Here is a 22336-nt window from a genome sequence, read left to right as displayed (position 1 = left end):
ATGCCTCTACGCCATATCAACACTGGTGGCCGCTGCCTCCCCTTCCTATAATGGCAGCCACTTGCGCGCCATGGCGTTAATACTGCCCTGGCTACTCCTCTTTTCACGGGTACCCACTGTTCATGACGTTTTTACGAACTCTTGTGTTGTCACTATTTTCGCTGGTTGTTGCGCTCTCAGGCGCGGTCATACTGGCGGTGATTGGTGCCGCTATCTACTTCTCGCCGGGACTGCCCGACGTTCGCCAACTGCAAGATTTTGAACTGCACACACCGCTGCGTATTTTCACCAACGACGGCAAACTGATTGGCGAATTCGGCGAAGAGCGCCGCATGGCGATCGACTTCGACGATATCCCCCAGGATATGATTAATGCGCTGATTGCGGCAGAAGATGCCAGCTATTTCGACCATGCCGGCGTCGACCCTCGCGGCTTAGCCCGTGCAGCGGTGGAGCTAGTGCAGAGCGGCGGCACCATTCAGTCGGGCGGCTCGACCATTACCATGCAGGTCGCGCGTAACTACATGCTGACCCTGGACCAGACCTTCACACGTAAAATCCGCGAGATTCTGCTAGCCCTGCAGATGGAGCAGATCCTCGATAAAGAGGAGATTTTTGAGCTTTACGTCAACAAAATCTTCCTGGGTAACCGCGCCTACGGCATTGCTGCCGCCGCCGAGACTTACTATGACAAGCCGCTTGCCGAGCTGAGCCTGGCCGAAACCGCCATGATTGCTGGGCTACCCAAAGCGCCTTCTGCCTTTAACCCACTGGCGAACTCTGAGCGCTCGCTGATCCGTCGTAATTGGATTCTGTTCCGTATGCGCGAGCTTGGTTATATCGATAACGACATCTACCAAAATGCCGTGCAAGAGCCGGTCACCGCTCGCCGCCATTACACCCAAGCCGAAGTGGACGCGGCCTATGTGGCAGAGATGGCTCGCCAGTATGCCATTGAGCGCTTTGGCGATGACGCCTACACCGGCGGCTACCGTATTTACACTACGATTGATAGCGAGCTGCAGCCGTTTGCCCGCCAAGCACTGGCCAACGGCCTGATCGAGTACGACCTACGCCATGGCTGGCGGGGTGCCGAGCAAGAGGACATTGCCCCCAGCTTGGTCGAAGCCCAAGAGCAGACCACTACCCAGGGTTTGGAAGAGGAGCTATCTGAGTCGCCTGAGATCCGCCAAACTGCCCGTCAGGCAGCGCAACGTAGCCAAACAGAAGTCGAAGGCGTAGATGGCGATGTGAGCAACTGGCTTCAAGTACTGGAGCGCACGCCCAACTACGGTCTGCTACAGCCCGCGATTGTGGTAGAGAGCAGCGGCCGTGAAATGCAGGTATTAACCCGCGGCGGTGAGCTGCAAACCATTGCCTGGGATGGCCTAAGCTGGGCACAGCCCTACTTAAGCCCGCGTAGCCGTGGTGCCGAACCCAGCAGCGCCGACCAGATTGCCAAGCGTGGCGACCTGATTCGCGTAATGGAAACCGACGAAGGCACACTGCGCCTCTCCCAGCGCCCCGATGCAGAAGGCTCGCTGGTAGCCCAGGACCCACGCACTGGCGCCATCCTAGCGTTACAGGGCGGGTTTGATTTTAACGCCAGTAAATTCAACCGCGCTGTACAGGCACAGCGCCAGTCAGGATCGATCTTCAAACCGTTTATCTACCTCGCCGCGCTGCAAGATGGCGAGATGAATGCGGCCAGCGTGGTCAATGACGCCCCAGTGGTGCTAGACGACGGCAGCGATTCGCTGTGGCGTCCGGTGAACTCCAGCCGCGACTTCCAAGGGCCGATGCGCCTGCGCCCGGCGCTCGCGCGTTCGCGTAACTTGGTCACTATCCGCGTGCTGCAAACCATGGGGTTGGACCACACTATTCAGTACCTAGAAGGCTTCGGTTTTGCACCTGAGCGCCTGCCCCGTGGCCTGTCACTGGCACTAGGCAGCGCCAGCCTTACGCCGATGGAGATGACCAACGCCTACGCGGTGATCGCCAATGGTGGCTTCCAAGTCGCCCCTTGGTTTATTGAGCGCGTTACCCGTGACGATGACAACGAGATCATCGATGAAGCCACTCCCCAAGTCGCCTGCGTTAACTGTGCCGAAGGCCAGGAGACCGTCGAGATTGATGGCAAAAGCTACCCAGTGGCGCCCCGCGTTGCCGACGCCGCCGCGGTGTACATCCTGCGTGACATGCTGCGCGACGTCATCACATCGGGCACGGGCCGGGCAGCGCTGAGTCTTAATCGTGAGGATATCGTCGGTAAAACCGGGACGACCAACAGCCAGCGGGACGCTTGGTTTGCCGGTTTCAACAGCAATCTCGTGACAACGGTGTGGGTCGGTAAAGACAGCAACGACACCATTGCCGAGTACGGCGCGAATGCAGCACTACCGATTTGGATCGACTTCATGGGGGATGCGCTAGAAGGAACGCCCTCTGCTCTGCCAGAGCGTCCCGACACCATCGTCACCGCACGGGTGGACCAGGAGACAGGCCGTCGTTTACACGATGACCAACCGGGCGGCATGACCGAGCTGTTCCACAGAGACCATCTACCGGATTTCCAGCCTCGGCGCATTAGCCAAGAGCTCGAGGAAGCCAGCGGCTCGCAAGGGTCTGGCACGGCAGAGTCAATTTTCTAAATACGAACCGACGCTAAAACGTAAAGCCCGGGAACGAATGTTCCCGGGCTTTTTTGGTGCTGCTTTTCTTCTGGGCAAAATCAACCAGCCACCGGCGTTGTCTCCCGTTTGCTCGCCTGCCAGTTAGCGGCGATGGCTACGACCATGACCGTGACTCCGGCCACCTCCGTCCACAAGCTTGGATAGAACACACCGACGATGGCACCACCAATGGCCAAACGAGGCAGCCAAGACATACGCGTGAACAGGTAGCCTTCTAGCGAGGCCGCGAATGCACATAGCGCCAGTAGCGCGATGACTGCATTCCATACCACCACGAGTACCGGCCCGCCAATGATGATCTCCGGATTGAACACCATAAACAGCGGAATCAAATAGAGGCCTTTGGCAAACTTCCACGCTTGGAAGCCCGTCTCCATAGGTTTACTGCCCGCAATCGCCGCCCCAGCAAAGCCTGCCAAGGCGATGGGCGGCGTCACGTTAGAGTCCTGGGAGTACCAAAAAACCACCAAGTGAGCGATCAACAGCGGCACACCGAACTCGGCGGTCAGCGCCGGGCCCACCAGCACGATCAGAACGATGTAGCTGGCAGTGACCGGTAACCCCATCCCCAAAATTAGGCTCGCCAACAGCACCAACAGCAGTGCCAGCACCAGGTTGCCACCGGAGAACGCCAGCATCATGGAGGAGAACTTCAGACCCAGACCAGTCAAACCGACCACGCCAACGATGATACCGGCGACAGCGCAAGCCATGGAGACCGCCACGGCATTGCGCGCGCCCAACTCTAATCCCTGGACCAGCTTCACGAGCCCTGCCCACACGACCACTTTCGTGCGCTCGACCGTGACCGGCTGCCCCTGTTTGGGTGCCACGAAGAAGTACCATAACGCATAGCGCAAGACGGCCACCGCCACCATGGTGATGACTGCGTAATACCCCACGCGCATGGGCGACATGCTCATGGCCAGCAGCCATACCAACACCGCCAGCGGCAGCAGGAAGTGCCAGCCATCTTTCATGACTTGGCGCATTTGGGGCAGCTCGCTCTTGGCCATGCCCTGCATGCCTTGTTTCAAGGCAATGATGTGGACGAACAGATAGACCGTGGCAAAGTACATGATCGCCGGCAGAATGCTGATTTTGACGATCTCTAAGTAAGGCGTATTGGTATATTCGGCAATCAAGAAGGCGCCTGCGCCCATCAGCGGCGGCATGATTTGCCCGCCGGTGGAAGCGGCGGCTTCGATGCCCCCCGCCTGCTTCGGCTGGTAGCCCAGTTTCTTCATCAGCGGAATGGTAAACGCGCCGGTGGTGACCACATTGGCAATGGCGCTGCCCGAAATCGACCCCATACCCGCCGAGGCCAGAACGGCCGCTTTGGCCGGACCGCCGCGCTGGCGTCCAGTAGCGGCGTAAGCCATATCGATGAAAAACTTACCGGCACCCGTGCTTTCCAAAAAAGCACCGAAGAGCACAAAAATGAAGATATAGGTAGCGGCAACTCCCAGCGGCAGGCCGAAGATGCCTTCTTGGCCCAAGTAAAGCTGGCCCGCTACGCGGTCAAGGCTATAGCCACGGTGCTCCATGATGCCGGGCATCCACTCGCCCAGCCAGGGAAGCTCCCCACGGGGGCCGGCAAACGCATAAACGATAGCGAGCAAGCCAATCACCGTCATACCAAAACCCACCGCGCGGCGGCTGGCCTCGAGTACAGTGGCCGTGGCAATACAGGCAACCAAAATATCGGTCTGGTTCCAGAACCCGGCGCGACTGAAGATGGCATCCAAGTTGAACACCAAGTAGCCACCCGTGATCAGCGCACCGGCAAAGAAGACCAGGTCGATTCCCCAGCCCACGATGCCGCGCTTATGGTTTGGCCCAAAGGCCGGAAACATCAAAAATGCCAATAGCATGATCAGCGCTAGGTGAATGCTGCGCTGATAAAATAGGCCCAGCGGCTGAATACCCGCCGAGTAGAGTTGGAATAACGACAGTCCCACCGCAACGATGGTGATACACCATAAAACGAAGCGGGGTTGAATCGCATTGCCGCCCGGCATCACAGTCGGCGGTGGCGTGGATTCGTTCATAAAGTCCTCGGAAGCATAAGCTAACTTAGGGGATTAACACCCACTTAATTTTTATGAAAAGCGACATCGATCGGCGCACTTATGAGGTGTTTGACTAACGACACTCAACGCAATGACAAGGCTATCGTGACGCGTTGGCCAGCCGCTCGCTCACTCAGGCTCACGGTGGGATGCTCGCCATCCGGCCACATGACACGGTGATTGACGGCCGTCGAGCCGACCCGTAGCACGTAGCGATTATTCGCCACCGGCTCGTTAATCGTATTGATCCAGTACCCGCCCTCACCGTCGGATACCTGCTCACCACGCCCGTAAATATGCCCAAGCCCAGCGGCAAAATCCGGCTGGTGGCTACGCTCTAGCTGCATGATGCCACCCGCGTTACGGTAACAGTCCAACACCGTAAAGTGCTCGACAGAGTGCTGCCACTGGATGCACCAGCGGCTGCCCTGCGGCGCGGCTGCATCTACGAGCGTGTCGCCCTGCTCGGTCACGACCCGCAGATGCCAAGACGCAGTCGCCGAAGCGGGGGAGGCCTCCGCTTCGGCGAACAAACCACTCATCAGTAAGAGCGCCATCAGTCGTCGTTGCCACTGCATGGCACGGCTCCTAATGGGTTATGGACGCAGACGGTCCGGGATCTCAGCGCCAACTTCTTCGAAGTAGCGAAGCGCGCCCGGATGCAGCGGTACCGGCGTAGAGCTCATGGTGAACTCGATGGTGGTGTCGTTAGCCGCTGGGTGAACGGCAATCAGCTCATCGGTGTTTTCAAACAGCAGCTGAGTCAACTGGTAGGCCAGCTCTTCATCCATATCGGCGTTGACGACCAGCACGTTAGGGATACCGATGGTCTGTACCGCCTCGTCCATGCCGTCGTACATACCCGCGGCCAGTTCATAAGGCGCAAACACCGCCTCCACTTCCTGAGCGTTGGCAATCTCTTCATCGGACAGGCCGATCAGGCGAATATCGCGCGTGGCAGCAAGGTTGAGAATCGAGCTAGTGGGCGGACCAACGCTCCAGAAACCAGCATCGATATCGCCATCACGAATCGCGTCAGCGGTTTCGTTGAAGTTCAGGCGCTGAGGAGTGAAATCTTCATAGTTGACGCCGTTGGCTTCTAGCAGAGCACGGGCGTTCAGCTCGGTGCCGCTACCCGGTGCGCCTACAGAGACACGCTTACCGGCTAGGTCCGCAATGCTCTGAATGTCAGACTCTGCCAGGGTGACCAACTGCACAGCATTGGGATACACAGACGCGAGCGCGCGGGTGTTCTCAATCTGGCGGCCATCGAAATCGCCGGTACCGGTATACGCCTGATAAGCAGTATCTGCCAGCACTAGTGCCAGGTCGGCATCGCCGCGCATGATCAGCCCCATGTTCTCGACGGAAGCGCCGGTCACTTCGGCGGTCGCCTGAGCGCCATCGATATGGTTGTTGATCATTTCGGCAAAGCCACCACCGATCGGGTAGTAAACGCCGCCGGTACCGCCGGTCGCGATGGAGAGCTGCTGCGCGCTGGCGGGCAGAGCAGCCGCCATCATGGTCGCTGCAACGGTATATTTTAGTTTTTTCATTGGAATTGCCTCCGTCCTGCTTGGACTTATTGATTATGGTTGACGTAAAGGGAGGTAAGGAGCCAGTTTCTCGCCGCCGTCAGCGGCGCCGAGAACGGTATTTAAACGTTAGCACGGCAGTCGCGTTAGATACTAATCCAACAACATTTTCACCTGCTCCACGATATGCGCACCAATGGGCAACGCCGAGGTCGCCGCAGGCGATGGCGCATTGCCCACGTTGACCGTGCGCGGAGTATTCACGAACAGGAAGTCATCCACCAGCCGACCATCGTTGGAGACCGCCTGAGCGCGTACGCCCGCCGGGTAAGGGGTCAAATCCTCCAGGGTCAGGCTCGGGCAGTACTTGCGGACCAGCTCCAGATAGCCGCGCTTGTAGAGCGAGTTTTTCATTTCCACCAGCCCAGGCTTGAGATGCTTGCCCAGCACTTTCAGGATGCCTGGGTGGCTGAACATCTGGCCCATGTCACTCAGCGACATGTCCTGCTTGCGGTAGCCCTCGCGTTTTAACGCCAGCACCGCGTTCGGCCCCACGGTGACCGTGCCATCGATCATCCGCGTCAGGTGAACGCCCAAGAACGGCATGGCGGGATCGGGAATGGGGTAAATCAGGTGGTTGACGATGCGGTTGTGGCGCTCGAGAAGCAGGTAGTATTCGCCACGGAAGGGGCAAATCGTAAATCCAGGATCTTTGCCCAGCATGCGGATGACGCGGTCCGCCATTAAGCCCGAACAAGAGACCAAATAGCGGCCGGTAAACGTTTCCTGCTGAGTGGTCACCACGACCTCATCAGCCCGCTCCTCAAGGCCGGTGACGCAGTGGTCAAAGCGGATCTCACCGCCAAGGCGCGTGAACTCTGCCGCCATGGCGCGGGTGACTTCAGCGTAATTCACAATACCGCTAGAGGGCACGAAAATACCCGCTACGCCGGTGATATTGGGCTCGCGCTCCTTGAGTGCCTCGGCCTCTAGCCATTCACGCTCCAGACCGTTGGCCGCCGTGCGCTCCCAGAGCGCTTCCATACGCTGCTTTTCCAGCGGGTTGGTGGCCACCAGCAGCTTGCCGCAAATGTCGTAGCGCACGCCGTGCTGGTCGCAGAATTCACGGGTGGCGCGATTGCCTTCCAGGCAAAACTTCGCTTTCAGGCTTCCCGGCGTGTAATACACCCCGGCATGAATCACGCCGCTGTTATGGCCGGTTTGATGCTGAGCGGGGCCTGCTTCCTTTTCCAACACCAGCAAGCGTTTGTCCGGGTAGGCCTGTTGCAGCTGCATGGCGGTGGAAAAGCCCAGTATGCCGCCGCCGACAATGATGAAATCCCACATGAATGTCGTTACCTGTGCCAAATTTTCAAAATTTATTGATAATAGCCGTTATTCTACGTTGACCGCCACACCCCTACATTGGTCTAAGCCACACTGATCCAAGGAGTCCCTATGGAGCACGATGCACCGCGCCAGAACCTAGCAATTAGCGCTTACCACGCGCTCAAGCAGGACATCATTCGTGGCCGCTATGCCCCCGAAGAGAAGCTCTTGATGAGCCGTTTGAAAGAGTATTACGGCGTGAGCACCGGGCCGCTGCGTGAAGCGCTGTCACAGCTGGTCGCCGACCGGCTGGTCGTGGCCATCAGCCAACGGGGCTACCGGGTGGCCGCCATGTCGCTGGCCGAACTGAACGATATCTACGACGCTCGCGCTCAGTTGGAAGGGCTGATTTTGCGCCTCGCCATCGAACGTGGCGACGACGACTGGGAAGCCAACGTGCTGGCCACGGCACACCGGCTAGCCAAAGTCACCGGCGTCAGCTCCCCCGACGAGCTGCTGGATGGTTGGGATTTGCGCCACAAGGCGTTCCATACCGCCATTGCCAGCGGCTGCAACTCCCCCCACCTGCTGCAGATGCGCGACACCCTGTTTGATCAGGTAGAGCGCTATCGCCACCTGTGGCTGCAAGAGACCGTCATGTCGCCCCAGGCGCTGGACATCAAGCGCCAGGAGCACGCTGCGCTGGTCGACGTCATTCTCGCCCGCAATGCCGAGCAGGCCGCTAACCTGATGCGCGACCACCTGATGACCCCGGTGCCTATCATCACACGGGTACTGCAATCCCGCGGCATCGATTGAATGCCAGGTGATTAAATTCTGCGTTTTAAAAAAATGTAGAAATTTTTAAATAACGGCGATACATTGAGCTCAACACGATCATCTTTCGGAGTTCACGCCATGACACGCTTCAACTGGGACGACCCGCTTCTGCTGGAAAGCCAGCTCACCGACGAAGAGCGCCAGATCCGCGATGCGGCCCACGACTACTGCCAGGAAAACCTGCAGCCACGTGTGCTGAGCGCCTTCCGCGAAGAGCGTTTCGACCGCGAGATCATGAACGAGATGGGCGAGCTGGGTCTGCTAGGTGCCACGGTTTCCCCGGAATACGGCGGCGCGGGCGTCAACCACGTGGCTTATGGCCTGATCGCCCGTGAAGTGGAGCGTGTCGATTCTGGCTACCGCTCGGCCATGAGCGTGCAGTCATCGCTGGTAATGTACCCCATCGAAGCGTATGGCTCCGAAGAGCAGAAACAGAAATACCTGCCCAAGCTTGCCAGCGGCGAGATGGTGGGCTGCTTCGGCCTGACCGAACCCGACCATGGCTCCGATCCGGGCTCCATGATCACCCGTGCGGAAAAAGTCGATGGTGGCTACCGCCTGACCGGCGCGAAAATGTGGATCACCAACAGCCCGATTGCCGATATCGCGGTGGTCTGGGCCAAGTCCGCTGCCCACGATAACCAGATCAAAGGCTTCATCGTCGAGCGTGGTACCGAAGGCTTCTCCACCCCGAAAATCGAAGGCAAAGTATCGCTGCGTGCCTCTATCACCGGCGAGATCGTGCTGGACAACGCTTTCGTTCCCGAAGAGAACCTGCTGCCTAACGTGAGCGGCCTGAAAGGCCCCTTCGGCTGTTTGAATAAAGCCCGCTACGGCATCGCTTGGGGCGTGATGGGCACCGCTGAGTTCTGCTGGCACGCCGCCCGCCAATACACTCTGGACCGCAAGCAGTTTGGCCGCCCGCTCGCCGCCAACCAGCTCATCCAGAAGAAGCTGGCCGACATGCAGACCGAAATCACCCTGGGCTTACAAGCCGCCCTGCAGGTGGGCCGCCTGATGGACAGCGGTAACTGGGCACCGGAAATGATCTCGCTGATCAAGCGCAACAACTGCGGTAAAGCGCTGGATATCGCCCGTGTTTCCCGCGACATGCACGGCGGTAACGGCGTGTCTGACGAGTATGGCGTCATTCGCCACATGGTGAACCTGGAGTCCGTGAATACCTATGAAGGTACCCACGATGTGCACGCCCTGATTCTGGGCCGCGCACAAACCGGCATTCAGTCGTTCTTCTAACGTCGTCATCACTCAGCGAGGCACCCCATGAGCACAGTCGCAAAGCCCCTGGCAGGCATCAAGGTACTCGACATCTCTCGCGTACTGGCAGGCCCCTGGTGCGGGCAGATGCTGGCCGACATGGGTGCCGAAGTGATCAAGATCGAGCGTCCCCAAAGCGGCGATGACACGCGCCACTGGGGGCCACCCTGGCTCTCCGGCAGCACGGAGTCGGCCTATTACCTGTGCGCCAATCGCGGTAAGCGTTCGGTGACGGTGGATATGGCCAAGCCCGAAGGCCAAGCGCTGATCAAGCAGTTGGCGGCCCAATCGGACGTGGTGCTGGAAAACTTCAAGGTCGGCGGGCTGAAAAAATACGGCCTGGACTACGCGAGCCTGAAAGCACTCAATCCTGGCCTGGTCTACTGCTCCATTACCGGCTTTGGCCAGCAGAGCCCCTACGCCCACCGGGCGGGCTACGATTTTATGATTCAGGCCATGGGCGGGATTATGAGCCTGACCGGCAAGCCGGATAGTGAGCCCGGTGGCGGCCCCGTCAAAAGCGGCGTAGCGTTTACCGATATCTTTACCGGCCTATATGCCGCCAACGCAGTGCTGGCAGCGCTCTACCAGCGCCGCGACACCGGCGAAGGCTGCCATATCGATTTGGCACTGATGGATGTTCAGGTAGGCGTGCTGGCGAACCAAGCGCTTAACTATCTGACCTCCGGTCAGGTGCCTCAGCGGCTGGGCAACGCGCATCCTAATATTGTGCCCTACCAAGCGTTTGCCACGGCAGATGGCCATATGATTGTGGCGGTGGGCAACGACGAGCAGTTCAAGCGCTTCTGCCAGGTCATTGACCAGCCGCAGTTGGCGCAAGATGAACGCTTTGCCACCAACGGTAGCCGTGTGCAGCATCGCGAGACGCTGGTGCCGGTATTAGAACTCGCCCTAGCATTGCAGCCTACGGATACGTGGCTCTCGGCATTTGAAGCGGTGGGCGTGCCCTGCGGGCCGATCAACACCCTGGACCGCGTCTTTGACGACCCCCACGTGAAAGCTCGCGGCCTGAGGCAGACGCTGCCCCATCGCCAAGCAGGTGAGGTCAACCTTGTAGCCAACCCGATCCGCATCAACGGCGAATCCATCAGTGCCACCACCGCGCCCCCTACGCTTGGCGAGCACACCGACAGCGTGCTGAATGCCATCGGCATCACCGATGAACAGCGCCTAGTGCTTCGCCAAGCGGGCATTATTTAATCAGACGCTATTGGCGGCAAACGAGCCTACCGCCCCGCTTCTCAAAACGCCCTACACTCAGCATCAGCTAACCGTGACGCTTTCAGCAGGCATCGCGTGTTACATTGAAACGTCGAGTACTCGAATGCTTGATCGCGCCGATAAAGCGATGTATCAGGCCAAACAAGCCGGGCGCAACCGGATTGTCATCGCATCGTCATCAGTGTGATCAACGCTATTGCGCACTATGCTAGAGCTACACCCTATCCTTTAAGGAGCTGAGTCATGAGCAATGCCGAGCTTAACGAACTAAAGCAGAAATACGTCGCGGCGGGCGCTGCAAGCCCCGCCACCGCCTTTGCGGACCGCGCCGAAAACGCTGAGATCTGGGACGCCGACGGCAACCGCTTCATCGACTTCGCGGGCGGTATTGGCGTCTTGAACGTGGGGCACCGCCATCCGAAGGTAGTGGCTGCGGTAAAAGCCCAGCTCGACAAGGTCATGCACACTTGCCAAACGGTCATGCCCTATGAAGGCTACGTCAAGGTCGCCGAAAAGCTCAGCCATCTCGTGCCCGTGCGCGGCCACGCCAAGGTGATGCTGGCCAACTCCGGTGCCGAAGCGCTGGAAAACGCGGTGAAGATCGCTCGCGCCGCCACTGGCCGCTCCAACGTGATCTGCTTCGATGGCGGCTACCATGGCCGCACCTTCTACACCATGGCCATGAACGGCAAGGTCGCGCCCTACCAGACCGATTTCGGCCCGATGCCCGGCACCGTATTCCGCGCGCCCTACCCGGTGCCCTACCACGGCGTCAGCGAAGACGAGGCCATTCGCGGCCTGAAGATGACGTTGAAAACCGACGCCAACCCTAAAGACACTGCCGCGATCATTCTTGAGCCGGTGCTGGGTGAAGGCGGCTTCTACCCTGCTCCGACCAGCTTCCTGAAGAAGATTCGCGAAATTTGCGATGAGCATGGCATGCTGATGATCATCGACGAAGTGCAGTCGGGCTTTGGCCGCACCGGCAAGATGTTCGCCATCGAGCACAGCGGCGTTGAGCCAGACATGATGACCATGGCCAAGAGCATGGCCGACGGCATGCCGATCTCGGCCATCGTCGGTACCGACAAGGTGATGGACGCCTCTGGCCCCAACTCCCTGGGCGGCACTTACACCGGCAGCCCCACCGCCTGTGCCGCAGCGCTGGCCGTCATGGAAATCTTCGAAGAGGAGAACATCCTCGAGAAGAGCCAGGCGCTGGGCGAGAAGCTGGCAGCACGCTTCAACGAGTGGCAGGGCAAGTTCGATTGCATCGACCACGTGCGTAACATGGGTGCCATGGCCGCCTTCGAACTGGTGAACAACAAGACCGACCGCACCCCGGACCCGGAGCTGGCAGCAGCGCTGTGCAAAAAAGCCCGTGAAGAGGGTCTGATCCTGCTCTCCTGCGGTATGTACGGCAACACCATCCGCTTCCTGATGCCCGTCACCATCGAAGACGACGTGCTGAACGAAGGCCTGGACATCATCGAGTCCTGCCTGGAATCGCTGATCTAAACTCTCATCCCCACGCAGTTGAGGAGCGTTACCGGGGCCGCCGATCACCTTCCAAAAAGTTGGCGGTAAACACGGCTTTGCCGTGGGCCTCGAACGACCACTTCATCACCTCGCCGAGTGCCGCCATCACCTCATCGAACTCACCGAATACCTGGGTACTCATGCGGTTAGGATGAACCTCCAGCCCGGTGGCCTCCAGGCGTTTGACGACCTCTTTCACCACGGGCTTGAAATCATCGGCCAGCGGGTAGTAACTCAGCTGTACGGAAAGGTACATATCGACTCCTTGAGCGCCCTATGACGGCGCTGTTTGAAACTGCTGCCACGCGACCAAGATCGCCGAGCGGGTCTCCTCCGGGTGCTCCATGGGGAACATGTGGGTGCCCGGCACCGTACTGACCGGCAACCCCCGGCGGGCGATGCGCTTGACCCGCGATGGCGTCATCAAGTGCGACTCCAGCCCGGCCACTAGCTGAACGGGTACGCCTACCCGTTGGGGCAAGCCGGAGAGGTGATCCGGCAAGTGGCGGAAAATTTCCAGCTCGATGCGCGGGTCGAAGGTCAGCTCGGCGCTGCCATCGTCCAGCAGCCGTGTGCCTGCTTCAATGTAGTCGTTGAGTGCCTCGGGGGTAAAGCGACGAAACAGCCCTCGCCGCCGCAGCGAGGTCGCCATGGCCTCACGGCTGGGCCACACCGTGCGCCGCCCCTTGGTTTTACCCGCGGGGGTGATACGGTCCATGAACCCAAACCGTTTGGCCGCTTTCATGGCCCAGGCATCCGGCCCCAGCATCAGCGGCGGGTCGAGCATGATCACACCGCGAAAACGCTCCGGCTGCTTATCCGCAGCCATGGCCATCAGCGTGCCGCCCAGCGAATGCCCTACGCCCAGCAGCGGCGCGTCGGTATCGGGGAGGTAGCTAAGCAGTTCCTCCACCAAGTTGCCCCAGTTGTGATTCACCGGGTAATCCGGGTGGTGGCCTAGCCGATCTAGCGGGTGTAAATCGAACGATTCTGCCAGCGGGTCTAACAGGCTGCGGTAGCTCAAACCGGGAAAGCCGTTGGCATGGGCAAACACTAAGCGGGGGCGTTGGGTGGCATCGGCAGGCATGGCAGGCTCGCAGTTAGGCTAACGGGAAGAAGCGCTATCTATCATACGTCTGTTTTAACGCGAGCACTGAAACCCGTCAATCCACCCAAGTGTTAACAGGCTAATTAAAACAGCGAGAGCTGCTGGGCAGCGGTCTCTTCCGACAAGCGGTAGCCCACCCCCAGCAGGCGCACGGGGCGCTCGCCCCTTGCCCATCCCACATTCAGCAAGGTTTCGAACTGCTCCAAGTTGGGTGCGGGGTCGGCGTGTTCGACGGTGGTTTGGGTGAAGTCGTTGAATTTGATCTTCACCATTACTCCGCGCACGGCGGGTGCCGGGTCTAGGCGGGCGTAGCGGCGCTCTAAATCGCCAATCAGCTCGGGGAGCTGACGACGGCAGGCTTCCAAGGTGGGTAAATCTTGAGAGTAGGTTTGCTCGGTGCTGATCGACTTGCGTTCGCGGTGAGTTTTAACCGGGCGCTCATCGCGCCCGTGGCTGAGTTCATGCAGGCGATGCCCAAAGCGACCAAAGCGCTCCACCAGCTCGGTCAGCGGCCGGGCGCGCAGATCCGCCCCCGTTTGAATCCCCAGTTCGGCCAGCTTTTCAGCGGTGCGCGGCCCCACCCCATGAATCTTTTTCACCGGCAGCTGCTGCACGAAGGCGTCGATATCGTCTGGCGTGATGACAAACAGCCCATCGGGCTTGCGCCAGTCGCTGGCGATCTTGGCGAGAAACTTGTTGGGTGCCACCCCCGCCGACACGGTAATGCCCACTTCCTGCTTCACCCGATGGCGAATGGCTTCGGCCATACGGGTGGCGCTGCCGTGGTGAAGCGTGACCTCCGAGACGTCCAGAAAGGCTTCGTCCAGCGAGAGCGGCTCGATCAGTTCGGTGACATCGCGATAGATGGCAAACACCTGGCGTGCCACGGCCTTGTACTTCGCCATGTCGCCACGAATCACCGTGAGGTGAGGACAGCGTTTGAGCGCCTGAGCCATGGGCATGGCGGAGTGGATGCCAAACGCGCGGGCAGGATAGTTACAGGTGGCCACCACCCCGCGCTGCGCCACACTGCCGCCAATGGCAATGGGAATCTCCGCCAGCGCGGGGTTGTCGCGCATCTCGACCGCCGCATAGAAGCAGTCACAGTCGCAGTGAATGATTTTGCGCACAGGCCGACCTTGCCTCCGCCCTTACCTGTAAAAAAGCACAGTTTATCACAGGGTGTGCCGCCGTCACGTACCACAAAAAGTGCGCAGCACCTGCTCACTAGCCGTGGCAGGGGCGGCCAGTTGGCGCGCGGTTTCCGATTCATCAAAGGGCTGCGTGACCGCCGCGAGCAGCGTGTGGAAAGGCGCGAAATCGCCTTCTACCGCCGCATCGATGACCTCTTGAATGCGGTGGTTGCGGGGAGTCACCACAGGGTTGGCGCGGCGCATGGCCTCCTGGCGTTCACTCTGCTGGCTGGCTTGCTGGGCGTTTTCCCAGTCGGCCAGCCAAGCGGTCAGGCCAGCGGGCTGCGTGGTCAGCGCCAGCAGCGCCTCTTTTTGGGAGTGGGCTGACGTGTCCGCGCTCAAGGCTTGGGCACCCAGCGTTTTGGCATAGTGCGTCAACGCGTCGAACGTCGCGGTCATGTCCATGCGGCCTTGATGCATCTGGATCTCTAGCGCTTCCATCAGCGCCACGGCACGGTCGCTTTCCGGGGCAAGGCCCAGCTTGTCGGCATGCAGGCGGCGCTGCTCGGCGCCAAAACGAGCGGTAAAGCCGCGTAGCACCTCGGTGGCCTGCTCTACCACGGCATCACCCTCTTCACGCATCAGCGGCAGCAGGGTTTCGGCAAAGCGCGCCAGGTTCCACTGAGCGATGCCCGGCTGGTGGTTAAAAGCGTAGCGCCCACCCTGATCGATGGAGCTGAAGACCTTTTGCGGGTCGAACTGCTCCATGAAGGCGCAGGGGCCGTAATCGATGGTTTCACCGGCAATGCTGCAGTTGTCGGTGTTCATCACGCCGTGAATGAAGCCTAGACTCATCCAACGCGCCACCAGCGCTGCCTGGCGGGCGGTAACGGCTTCCAGCAGGGCAAGGTACGGATCGTCAGCATTGGCCGTTTCTGGGTAGTGGCGGGCCATCACATGATTGGCCAACGCTTTGAGCGCGTCTTCATCGCGGCGAACGGCGGCAAACTGGAACGTGCCTACACGAATATGGCTGCTGGCTACACGGGTCAGCACGGCTCCCGGCTCGGCCATTTGGCGCACCACGCGCTCGCCCGTAGAGACGGCCGCCAGGGCGCGGGTGGTGGGTACGCCCACGGCGGCCATGAACTCGCTCACCAAGTATTCGCGAAGCACCGGGCCAAGGGGCGAGCGCCCATCGCCACCCCGAGAAAACGGCGTGCGGCCGCTGCCTTTTAGCTGCACATCTCGGCGCTCACCCTGCTGGTCCACCACTTCGCCCAATAGCAGCGCGCGACCATCGCCAAGCTGGGGTACGAAGTTGCCGAACTGGTGCCCGGCGTAGCCCAGCGCTTTAGGCTCGGCACCCGGCGGCAGCTGGTTACCGCTGAACCACTGGGCCAGCGTGGCGTCGTCGGGCCGGGTTTGCATGCCTAGCTGCGCGGCCAGGTCATCGTTAAACGCGATCAGGCTGGGCTGCGCCACGGGCGTAGGCTGGCAAGCCACCCATAAAGGCTCTGGCAGCGTGGCAAACTGGTGTTCAAAGGTCAGCACGGGCAACTCCGCTTTTCAGTTTATCGTCTAGGAATACCCTAGCAGTTTACTCAAGTAATTGGCGATAGCCTGTCGCAGAGAGCCTCTTAACCAATTTGAAATTGCTCGCTTCGATAGTAACCCGCCGGTATCCAAAACACGTTAGCCCTTTTTCAGACGCCCAACCGCATATTCCAGCACCGGCGTTAGCGGCGCGCGCCACTGGTGGGTCAAGAACCCATCGGCACGGGTCACGCCCAGCGAGAGCGATGCCACGGGCAGGCCCATGGCGTGGGCATCCCGACAGAAGCGGTAGCCGGAATAGACCATCAACGACGTGCCCACTGCCAGCACCGCGTCGGCTTGCTGCAGCGCCGCCTGGGCCGCCAACCGCCGCGCAGGGGGCACCACATCGCCGTAATAGACCACCTGCGGTTTGAGAATGCCCTTGCAGCGCGGGCAATCCAATACGTTAAAGGTGGAGAAATCGGCTTCCAGATCCGCATCGCCATCCGGCGCGTGGCGGGCATCCAACGTGGCAAAGGCTGGGTTCATGCGCGCCATTTCACTGTGCATGGCGTGACGCATCATTTGATAGCCGCAGGCCATACAGGCCACCACGTCCGCCCTGCCGTGAAGATCGATCACCTTTTTTGAGCCCGCCCGCTGGTGCAGGCGGTCCACGTTTTGTGTGACCAGCAACTCCACATGACCCATGGCCTCAAGCTCTGCCAACGCCCGATGCGCCCCGCTCACCTGGGCTTCACGCATGGCCTTGAAGCCTACCAGCGCTCGCGCCCAATAGCGCTGGCGAACGGCGAAGGAACTCATGAAATCGCCGTGCTGCACCGGCGGCGGGCGCTTCCACTGACCATCGGCATCGCGGTAATCGGGAATTCCGCTATCGGTACTCACCCCCGCTCCGGTAATCACCCAGAGTTTGGGGTAGCGCCTGATAAAGGCGGCCAGTGCTTCCCCGGCTACCTCGCTGCTCTCTCGTTTTTCGACACTTTCCACGGCCTGCGTCAATGGATCACCCTAGGCAATACTGCGACAAGTCAACGATACTGTAGGACAATATAAGCACATGCAATGTGCCCTCGATAGCGGATTAAGGAGCCTCTCATGCAGTGGGATCACGAGATTATTATTGTCGGTGGCGGCATGGTGGGCGCGGCCCTGGCGGCAAGGCTCGGCCAAGCGGGCATTTCCGTGGGGCTCGTCGAGCGCGGCAGCGCCCCCAAACCCGCCAGCGGCGACTACGACCTGCGTATTTCATCGCTCAACGCCCGGTCGCTGGCGTTTGTGAAAGCCAGCGGCGCGATACTGCCCGGCGAGCGCTGCTGCCCGTTCCGGCATATCGACGTGGCGAATCAGGATGGCACCGGCCACTCCGTGTTCTCCGCCGAAGAGAGCGGCATGAACGACTTCGGTATTTTTATCGAAAACCGCGCTTTGCAGTACGCCCTGTGGCAACGCTTGGAAGAACTGCCCAGCGTGACCTGCTATACCCAGTGCGCCCCGCTCAGCACCATGGCAGCCACCACCGCCCGCATGCTAGAGCTGGATAACGGCAAAACCCTAAGTGCCCGGCTGATTGTGGGGGCCGACGGCGCGCGCTCTACGCTACGCGAGCTAGCGGGCATTGGCGTGACCAGCCACGACTACCACCAGCGGGCGATGATCATTAACGTCGAGACCGAGCTGCCCCAGCAGGATGTTAGCTGGCAGTGTTTTACCCCCAAAGGGCCGATTGCCATGCTGCCGCTGCCCGGCCAGCGCGCCTCGCTGGTGTGGTACGACAGCAACGAAGCCACCAAAGCCCGCGAACAGCTCTCCGACAACGCGCTCCAGCACGCCATTGAAACCACCTTCCCCCAACGCCTGGGCAAGCTCACCCGTATTGTGGCGCGGGCCAGCTTCCCCATCAAGCGCCAGCACGCCAAGCGCTACATCGGCAAACGCCTCGCGCTGATCGGCGACGCCGCCCACGTTGTGCACCCGCTGGCCGGGCAAGGGTTGAACATCGGCCTGCACGACGCCGACACCCTGGCCGAGCTGATCATCAAAGGCCGCGACCCCGGCGACCACATCAGCCTGCACCGCTTCGAGTGCCAGCGCCGCCTCGCCAACCAAGCGATGATTGCCGCCACCGACAGCTTCCACCACCTCTTCACCGGGGCCAAGCCGCTCCGCCAACTGGGTGATCTCAGCCTGCACCTCGCCGAGCGAGTGCCGTTTGCCAAACGCATGATGATGCAGCAGGCCAATGGGTTGAATCCGTTCAGAATGTTTTAGGGGTACTTGATGTCTTCAGAATCAGCTAATTTGGCAGCGTTAGAACGGTTTTTCGAGAAGTTGGCACTCCTGCCCAAGCCGGAGCCCCCTACCCCCAACTTGTTCTCCGTTGCAGGCCCTGGCCAGCATGAAAACCGCTTATCGGACTTAATGGCCTTCTTCATGGGCGGCTACCCCGGTGCGCCCCGCTGGTTAGCCAAAGCGCTGCTGCATGCACTCGTGCGTAAAGGCCACTTCGATGGTGAACATCTACAGCAAGTCGACTGGGAAGCCGTTACCACCGAACGAGAAGCAGGGAGTTGGAGCGCCGAAAGCGCATCGACGAAGCGTTTAGATTTAGTGGTGTCGGGAAACGACTTCGTCGTGGGTATCGAGCATAAAGTATGGGCTTCGGCGGAGCATAATCCGTTTGATGCCTACGACAGCTTGCTGAACAGCTATGCGGTTAAAGCTTATCGATGCGTTTTATGCCCGGATGACTCCAAGGAAAGCGTTTGGGCTCCCGCTAAAAAGGCAGGCTGGCCGACGCTATCCTACTCGGAACTATTAGTCTCGGCTTATGCGCTGTATGGGCAAGATGTAGCGCCCTCTGAGCAGACGAAATGGCAAGTCTTTTATCAGGAGTTGCTGCAGCACCTCGCCTCTATCGCCCACCCCACGGAAGAGAAGATCATGACGAAAGAGGAACTAGAGTTTTCGTTAAAGCATTTTCATGACTTATACGAAGCATCGGCGCGTCTGGAACAGTTCGAACAGGAACTGAGGGCGGAAGGGAAAAGCCATATTGCCGCTGCGTTACAGATAGATATCGGCAATATTAGCACCAATAAAAAGCCGGAGAACTGGCACCAAACAAGGGTATGGCGCTTCTTCCCCCGCTCGTGGAGCGAACAACATGGTGGAGCCACCCAAGTATGTCTGATTTTTTACCCTTCATCGGAATCAGAAGGTAATGAAAGCATCGGTTTCGAGCTCCGCGCATACGTGGAGAGCCAGGAGAATCATGACCCGTGTCTGAAAGATCTCGAACGAGCATTTTTAAAGGCAGTACCTACCTCCAAACAGCCGGACAGCACGTGGTACAGGGATGGCAGTGACAACGATACTTGGTATGAAAATAGGGGCCGCTGGTTAGCGTTAAGTGCCTGGCCCGCTGAATACACCAAGGCAGGTGCCATGAAGGCGCTGGGTGATTTGGCGGCATGGGTGGATGAGCACGCCTTTCAGGCAGCAATGCTTCCCACAGAGCAAGCCTAATAGGCAACCGATAACCATCGCTGTATTGCCGCTAATGCCGCTTCACCAGGCAACGCATTGCAATAACCGCGTGCTTCTTGCAGCCCCCATTTACCGCCTTGTGGGGTAAGCGCAACGGTTAGTACCTCGGGCGCTTGCATGTGGTAAACGAATACTTGGCGGGCAGCGATTTGTGCCGCATAGCTGCCTATGCAGTGATGCATTTGGGTGCCTTCGGCCAGCAGAGCATCCCAACTCTCCAGCGCAACGATATCGGCATCACCAGGGTGAGGCACCTCGGGGTAGTCGCCATACTGCATAGCGAGTGCAGCGCCATGGCTCTCGCGGCTCAGGGCATTGAAGCGCGCCACCAAGTCATCATGCAGTTGCTGCAACGCCTGGGTATCGCTTACACGGTAGAGCTGGGTGCCGTTAGGCGCGAGGCGCTGGATGTCTTCCACCATGCGCTGTAGCCAGACGATTGTATGCAACGATGCATTCTGCTCAATCATCTCCAGCAGCTTTGGCCAAGAAGCGGGGAAACGGTTCAGGAACCACACATGGTTAAGGTTAGGATGGGTGAGATGCCGCAATAGCCCCAGGGCGTCAGGTTGTTGCAAGCATTTCCGCAAAGCGTCCAACTGCCAGCTTGCGATTGGCGTTAATGGAATACGGCGTAACAGCCTAGCAAGAGAAGCAGAACCCGGTAAGCCAATTATTTTCAACAGCCTAGCACGCTTGTCGGACAGCCAAACTGCCAATTCAGCTTGTTCAATATTTAACCTCTGTGCCCAATCAAGCGTGAGAACCAGCAGCAACGGGGAGTCTTCGGCTAATTGTTTGGCAGGAGGTAAGCAGGCACAGGCTTGATAGACAGCATAACGCATAAAAGGGGCGTGATCGCCCAACGCTACAAGCTCGGAAGGGATCCCCTGCTCAAGGGTATTATTCTGAGTGCATAAAATATCCAAAGGAAGACCAGGCGACTGGAGAAAGCGGCTTTCCGCAACAACAGCGCCGTCGCTAACGCTTTTCCAAGAAAAGGGCTGGCTGCCATACCAGCCTTGAATCTCAAGCGTTAGCGGATACCCAAGTTGCCCAGAAAGATCTAATGACCACCAGCCAGAACGCTCACTGCCGTGTTTAGTGTTTAGGGAAGCACTCTTGTTTTGACGCTTGGCTCGAGCAAATAGCTGCTTCATTAGGGCGGCGCAAAGCTGCATATGACAGTGTCTCCGGCGGTAAGCATTATTAACCCCTAGTTCTTCTTAAGGAGTTAAGCTCAGTTCTTGTGTATGGAGGGCAGTAGAGAGGGTGGCGTATCCTGTTGATTGATCTCGCCAGATCACAACCAACATAGGACGGATACGCCATGAGCAATTCTACTCTCCAAGCCGTGACGCAACCAGACACTGGCGCTACCGACCCGCTGCATGAATTGCTTCGCCAAGGTGCCCGAGATCTGATCGCCAAAGCCGTGGAGGCCGAGTTGAGCACGTTCCTTGAGCAGTACGCCGAGAAGACGCTGGAAGACGGTCGCCGTGCCGTCGTCCGCAACGGCTACTTGCCGGAGCGCACGGTGCAGACCGGTATCGGCGACGTCGAGGTCAAGGTGCCCCGGACCCGCGATCGCAGCGGTGATGGGGTTACCTTCAGCAGCGCGCTGCTGCCGCCCTACCTGAAGCGGGCCCGCAGCATCGAAGAGCTGATCCCCTGGCTCTACCTGAAGGGGGTCTCCACCGGTGACTACCAGGAGGCCCTGGCAGCCCTGCTGGGCGACCAGGCCAAGGGGCTTTCGGCCAATACTGTGTCGCGGCTCAAGAAGCAGTGGGAGGCTGAGCACGCCGAGTGGCAGAAGCGGGGCTTATCAGAGCAGCGCTACGTCTACTGGTGGGCAGACGGCGTGTACAGCAACGTGCGCATGGATGACCGCCTGTGCCTGTTGGTGATCATCGGTGTTACCGATCAGGGCCGCAAGGAGCTGGTGGCTGTCGAGGATGGGCAACGCGAGTCGGAGGCCAGCTGGAAAGAGCTGCTTACGGGTCTACGCGAGCGCGGGCTGACCACTGCCCCCAAGCTGGCGGTCGGCGACGGCGCCATGGGCTTCTGGGCTGCACTGAGCAAGGTCTATCCAGAGACCGAGCACCAGCGCTGCTGGGTCCACAAGACTGCCAACGTATTGAATAAACTGCCGAAATCCGTGCAGCCCAAGGTCAAGGCCGACCTCCATGAGATCTGGATGGCCGAGACCCGCGATGAGGCGCACAAGGCTTTCGATCGCACGGTGAAACGCTTCGAGGCCAAGTACCCCAGAGCCATGGAGTGCCTGGCCAAGGATCGGGAGGAGCTGCTGGCGTTCTATGACTACCCGGCAGAACACTGGGTGCATATCCGCACCACCAACCCGATCGAGTCGACCTTCGCCACGGTCCGCCTGCGGAGCAAGCGCAGCCGGAACTGCGGCTCCAGAGCGACGACCCTGGCGATGGTCTTCAAGCTG

General features: G+C 59.5%; 19 protein-coding genes. 9 read left to right on the top strand and 10 right to left on the bottom strand.

Annotated features, from left to right (window positions below):
• The first annotated feature begins 122 nt into the window (after positions 1 to 122).
• Positions 123 to 2651, top strand: a complete 2529-nt coding sequence (locus A3220_RS00400; RefSeq protein WP_062372314.1) for a penicillin-binding protein 1A — start codon at positions 123 to 125, stop codon at positions 2649 to 2651.
• Between the two features lie 80 nt (positions 2652 to 2731).
• On the opposite strand, the gene A3220_RS00395 is transcribed toward A3220_RS00400, so the two are convergent.
• The 4 genes from A3220_RS00395 to lhgO all read right to left on the bottom strand — a co-directional run bounded on the left by A3220_RS00395 (position 2732) and on the right by lhgO (position 7647).
• A complete protein-coding gene (locus tag A3220_RS00395) occupies positions 2732 to 4744 on the bottom strand; it encodes a TRAP transporter permease (RefSeq protein ID WP_062372311.1) in 2013 nt (670 codons plus the stop codon).
• Positions 4745 to 4848: 104 nt separating this feature from the next.
• Entirely contained in the window at positions 4849 to 5343 is a 495-nt protein-coding gene (locus tag A3220_RS00390; protein ID WP_062372308.1) for a DUF1850 domain-containing protein, read from the bottom strand.
• Between the two features lie 18 nt (positions 5344 to 5361).
• Positions 5362 to 6321 carry a TAXI family TRAP transporter solute-binding subunit gene (locus A3220_RS00385; RefSeq protein ID WP_062372305.1) on the bottom strand — a complete coding sequence of 320 codons (960 nt, stop codon included), beginning with the start codon at positions 6319 to 6321 and terminating at the stop codon, positions 5362 to 5364.
• Between the two features lie 132 nt (positions 6322 to 6453).
• On the bottom strand, positions 6454 to 7647 hold the full coding sequence (gene lhgO, locus A3220_RS00380) for an L-2-hydroxyglutarate oxidase (protein WP_062372303.1): 1194 nt from the start codon (positions 7645 to 7647) through the stop codon (positions 6454 to 6456).
• 111 nt (positions 7648 to 7758) lie between these two features.
• Here lhgO and csiR point away from each other — a divergent pair, with 111 nt between their 5' ends.
• From csiR to gabT, 5 genes are all read left to right on the top strand, one after another.
• Entirely contained in the window at positions 7759 to 8448 is a 690-nt protein-coding gene (gene csiR, locus A3220_RS00375) for a DNA-binding transcriptional regulator CsiR (protein ID WP_044628884.1), read from the top strand.
• Positions 8449 to 8547: 99 nt separating this feature from the next.
• Complete coding sequence (locus A3220_RS00370; protein WP_058578270.1) at positions 8548 to 9726, top strand: acyl-CoA dehydrogenase; 1179 nt, start codon at positions 8548 to 8550, stop codon at positions 9724 to 9726.
• A 27-nt stretch (positions 9727 to 9753) separates the two neighbouring features.
• Positions 9754 to 10968, top strand: coding sequence for a CaiB/BaiF CoA-transferase family protein (locus tag A3220_RS00365; protein WP_062372300.1), 1215 nt, complete (start codon positions 9754 to 9756; stop codon positions 10966 to 10968).
• 10 nt (positions 10969 to 10978) lie between these two features.
• Complete coding sequence (locus tag A3220_RS16625) at positions 10979 to 11176, top strand: diguanylate cyclase (protein ID WP_269061811.1); 198 nt, start codon at positions 10979 to 10981, stop codon at positions 11174 to 11176.
• A 56-nt stretch (positions 11177 to 11232) separates the two neighbouring features.
• The gene (gene gabT, locus A3220_RS00360; protein ID WP_062372298.1) at positions 11233 to 12507 is read left to right on the top strand and encodes a 4-aminobutyrate--2-oxoglutarate transaminase; all 1275 of its coding nucleotides are present in this window, start codon (positions 11233 to 11235) and stop codon (positions 12505 to 12507) included.
• 28 nt (positions 12508 to 12535) lie between these two features.
• On the opposite strand, the gene A3220_RS00355 is transcribed toward gabT, so the two are convergent.
• The 5 genes from A3220_RS00355 to A3220_RS00335 form a co-directional block, all read right to left on the bottom strand.
• Positions 12536 to 12784 (bottom strand): YkoF family thiamine/hydroxymethylpyrimidine-binding protein, encoded by a 249-nt coding sequence (locus A3220_RS00355; protein ID WP_062372295.1) that lies wholly within the window; start codon positions 12782 to 12784, stop codon positions 12536 to 12538.
• Between the two features lie 18 nt (positions 12785 to 12802).
• Positions 12803 to 13615 carry an alpha/beta hydrolase gene (locus tag A3220_RS00350; protein ID WP_062372292.1) on the bottom strand — a complete coding sequence of 271 codons (813 nt, stop codon included), beginning with the start codon at positions 13613 to 13615 and terminating at the stop codon, positions 12803 to 12805.
• A 104-nt stretch (positions 13616 to 13719) separates the two neighbouring features.
• A complete protein-coding gene (dinB, locus tag A3220_RS00345) occupies positions 13720 to 14766 on the bottom strand; it encodes a DNA polymerase IV (protein WP_062372289.1) in 1047 nt (348 codons plus the stop codon).
• 63 nt (positions 14767 to 14829) lie between these two features.
• Positions 14830 to 16323 carry a protein adenylyltransferase SelO gene (locus A3220_RS00340; protein WP_062372286.1) on the bottom strand — a complete coding sequence of 498 codons (1494 nt, stop codon included), beginning with the start codon at positions 16321 to 16323 and terminating at the stop codon, positions 14830 to 14832.
• 141 nt (positions 16324 to 16464) lie between these two features.
• Positions 16465 to 17331, bottom strand: a complete 867-nt coding sequence (locus A3220_RS00335; RefSeq protein WP_062372283.1) for an NAD-dependent protein deacetylase — start codon at positions 17329 to 17331, stop codon at positions 16465 to 16467.
• Positions 17332 to 17427: 96 nt separating this feature from the next.
• Between A3220_RS00335 and A3220_RS00330 the strand changes: the two genes are divergently transcribed.
• Complete coding sequence (locus A3220_RS00330) at positions 17428 to 18600, top strand: UbiH/UbiF/VisC/COQ6 family ubiquinone biosynthesis hydroxylase (RefSeq protein ID WP_062372280.1); 1173 nt, start codon at positions 17428 to 17430, stop codon at positions 18598 to 18600.
• 9 nt (positions 18601 to 18609) lie between these two features.
• Complete coding sequence (locus tag A3220_RS00325) at positions 18610 to 19857, top strand: PD-(D/E)XK nuclease family protein (RefSeq protein ID WP_062372277.1); 1248 nt, start codon at positions 18610 to 18612, stop codon at positions 19855 to 19857.
• On the opposite strand, the gene A3220_RS17375 is transcribed toward A3220_RS00325, so the two are convergent.
• Complete coding sequence (locus A3220_RS17375; protein WP_164834368.1) at positions 19854 to 20456, bottom strand: PcfJ domain-containing protein; 603 nt, start codon at positions 20454 to 20456, stop codon at positions 19854 to 19856. The genes A3220_RS00325 and A3220_RS17375 overlap by 4 nt on opposite strands.
• Positions 20457 to 21208: 752 nt before the next feature.
• Here A3220_RS17375 and A3220_RS00315 point away from each other — a divergent pair.
• A partial coding sequence (locus tag A3220_RS00315; RefSeq protein ID WP_062372272.1) for an IS256 family transposase occupies positions 21209 to 22336 on the top strand: 1128 nt, incomplete at its 3' end.

Source organism: Halomonas sp. KX33721, from assembly GCF_001596805.1.
Lineage (GTDB): Bacteria > Pseudomonadota > Gammaproteobacteria > Pseudomonadales > Halomonadaceae > Vreelandella > Vreelandella aquamarina.
The sequence above is the reverse complement of the archived record's forward strand: the minus strand, read 5'-3'. Positions and strand labels throughout refer to the sequence as shown.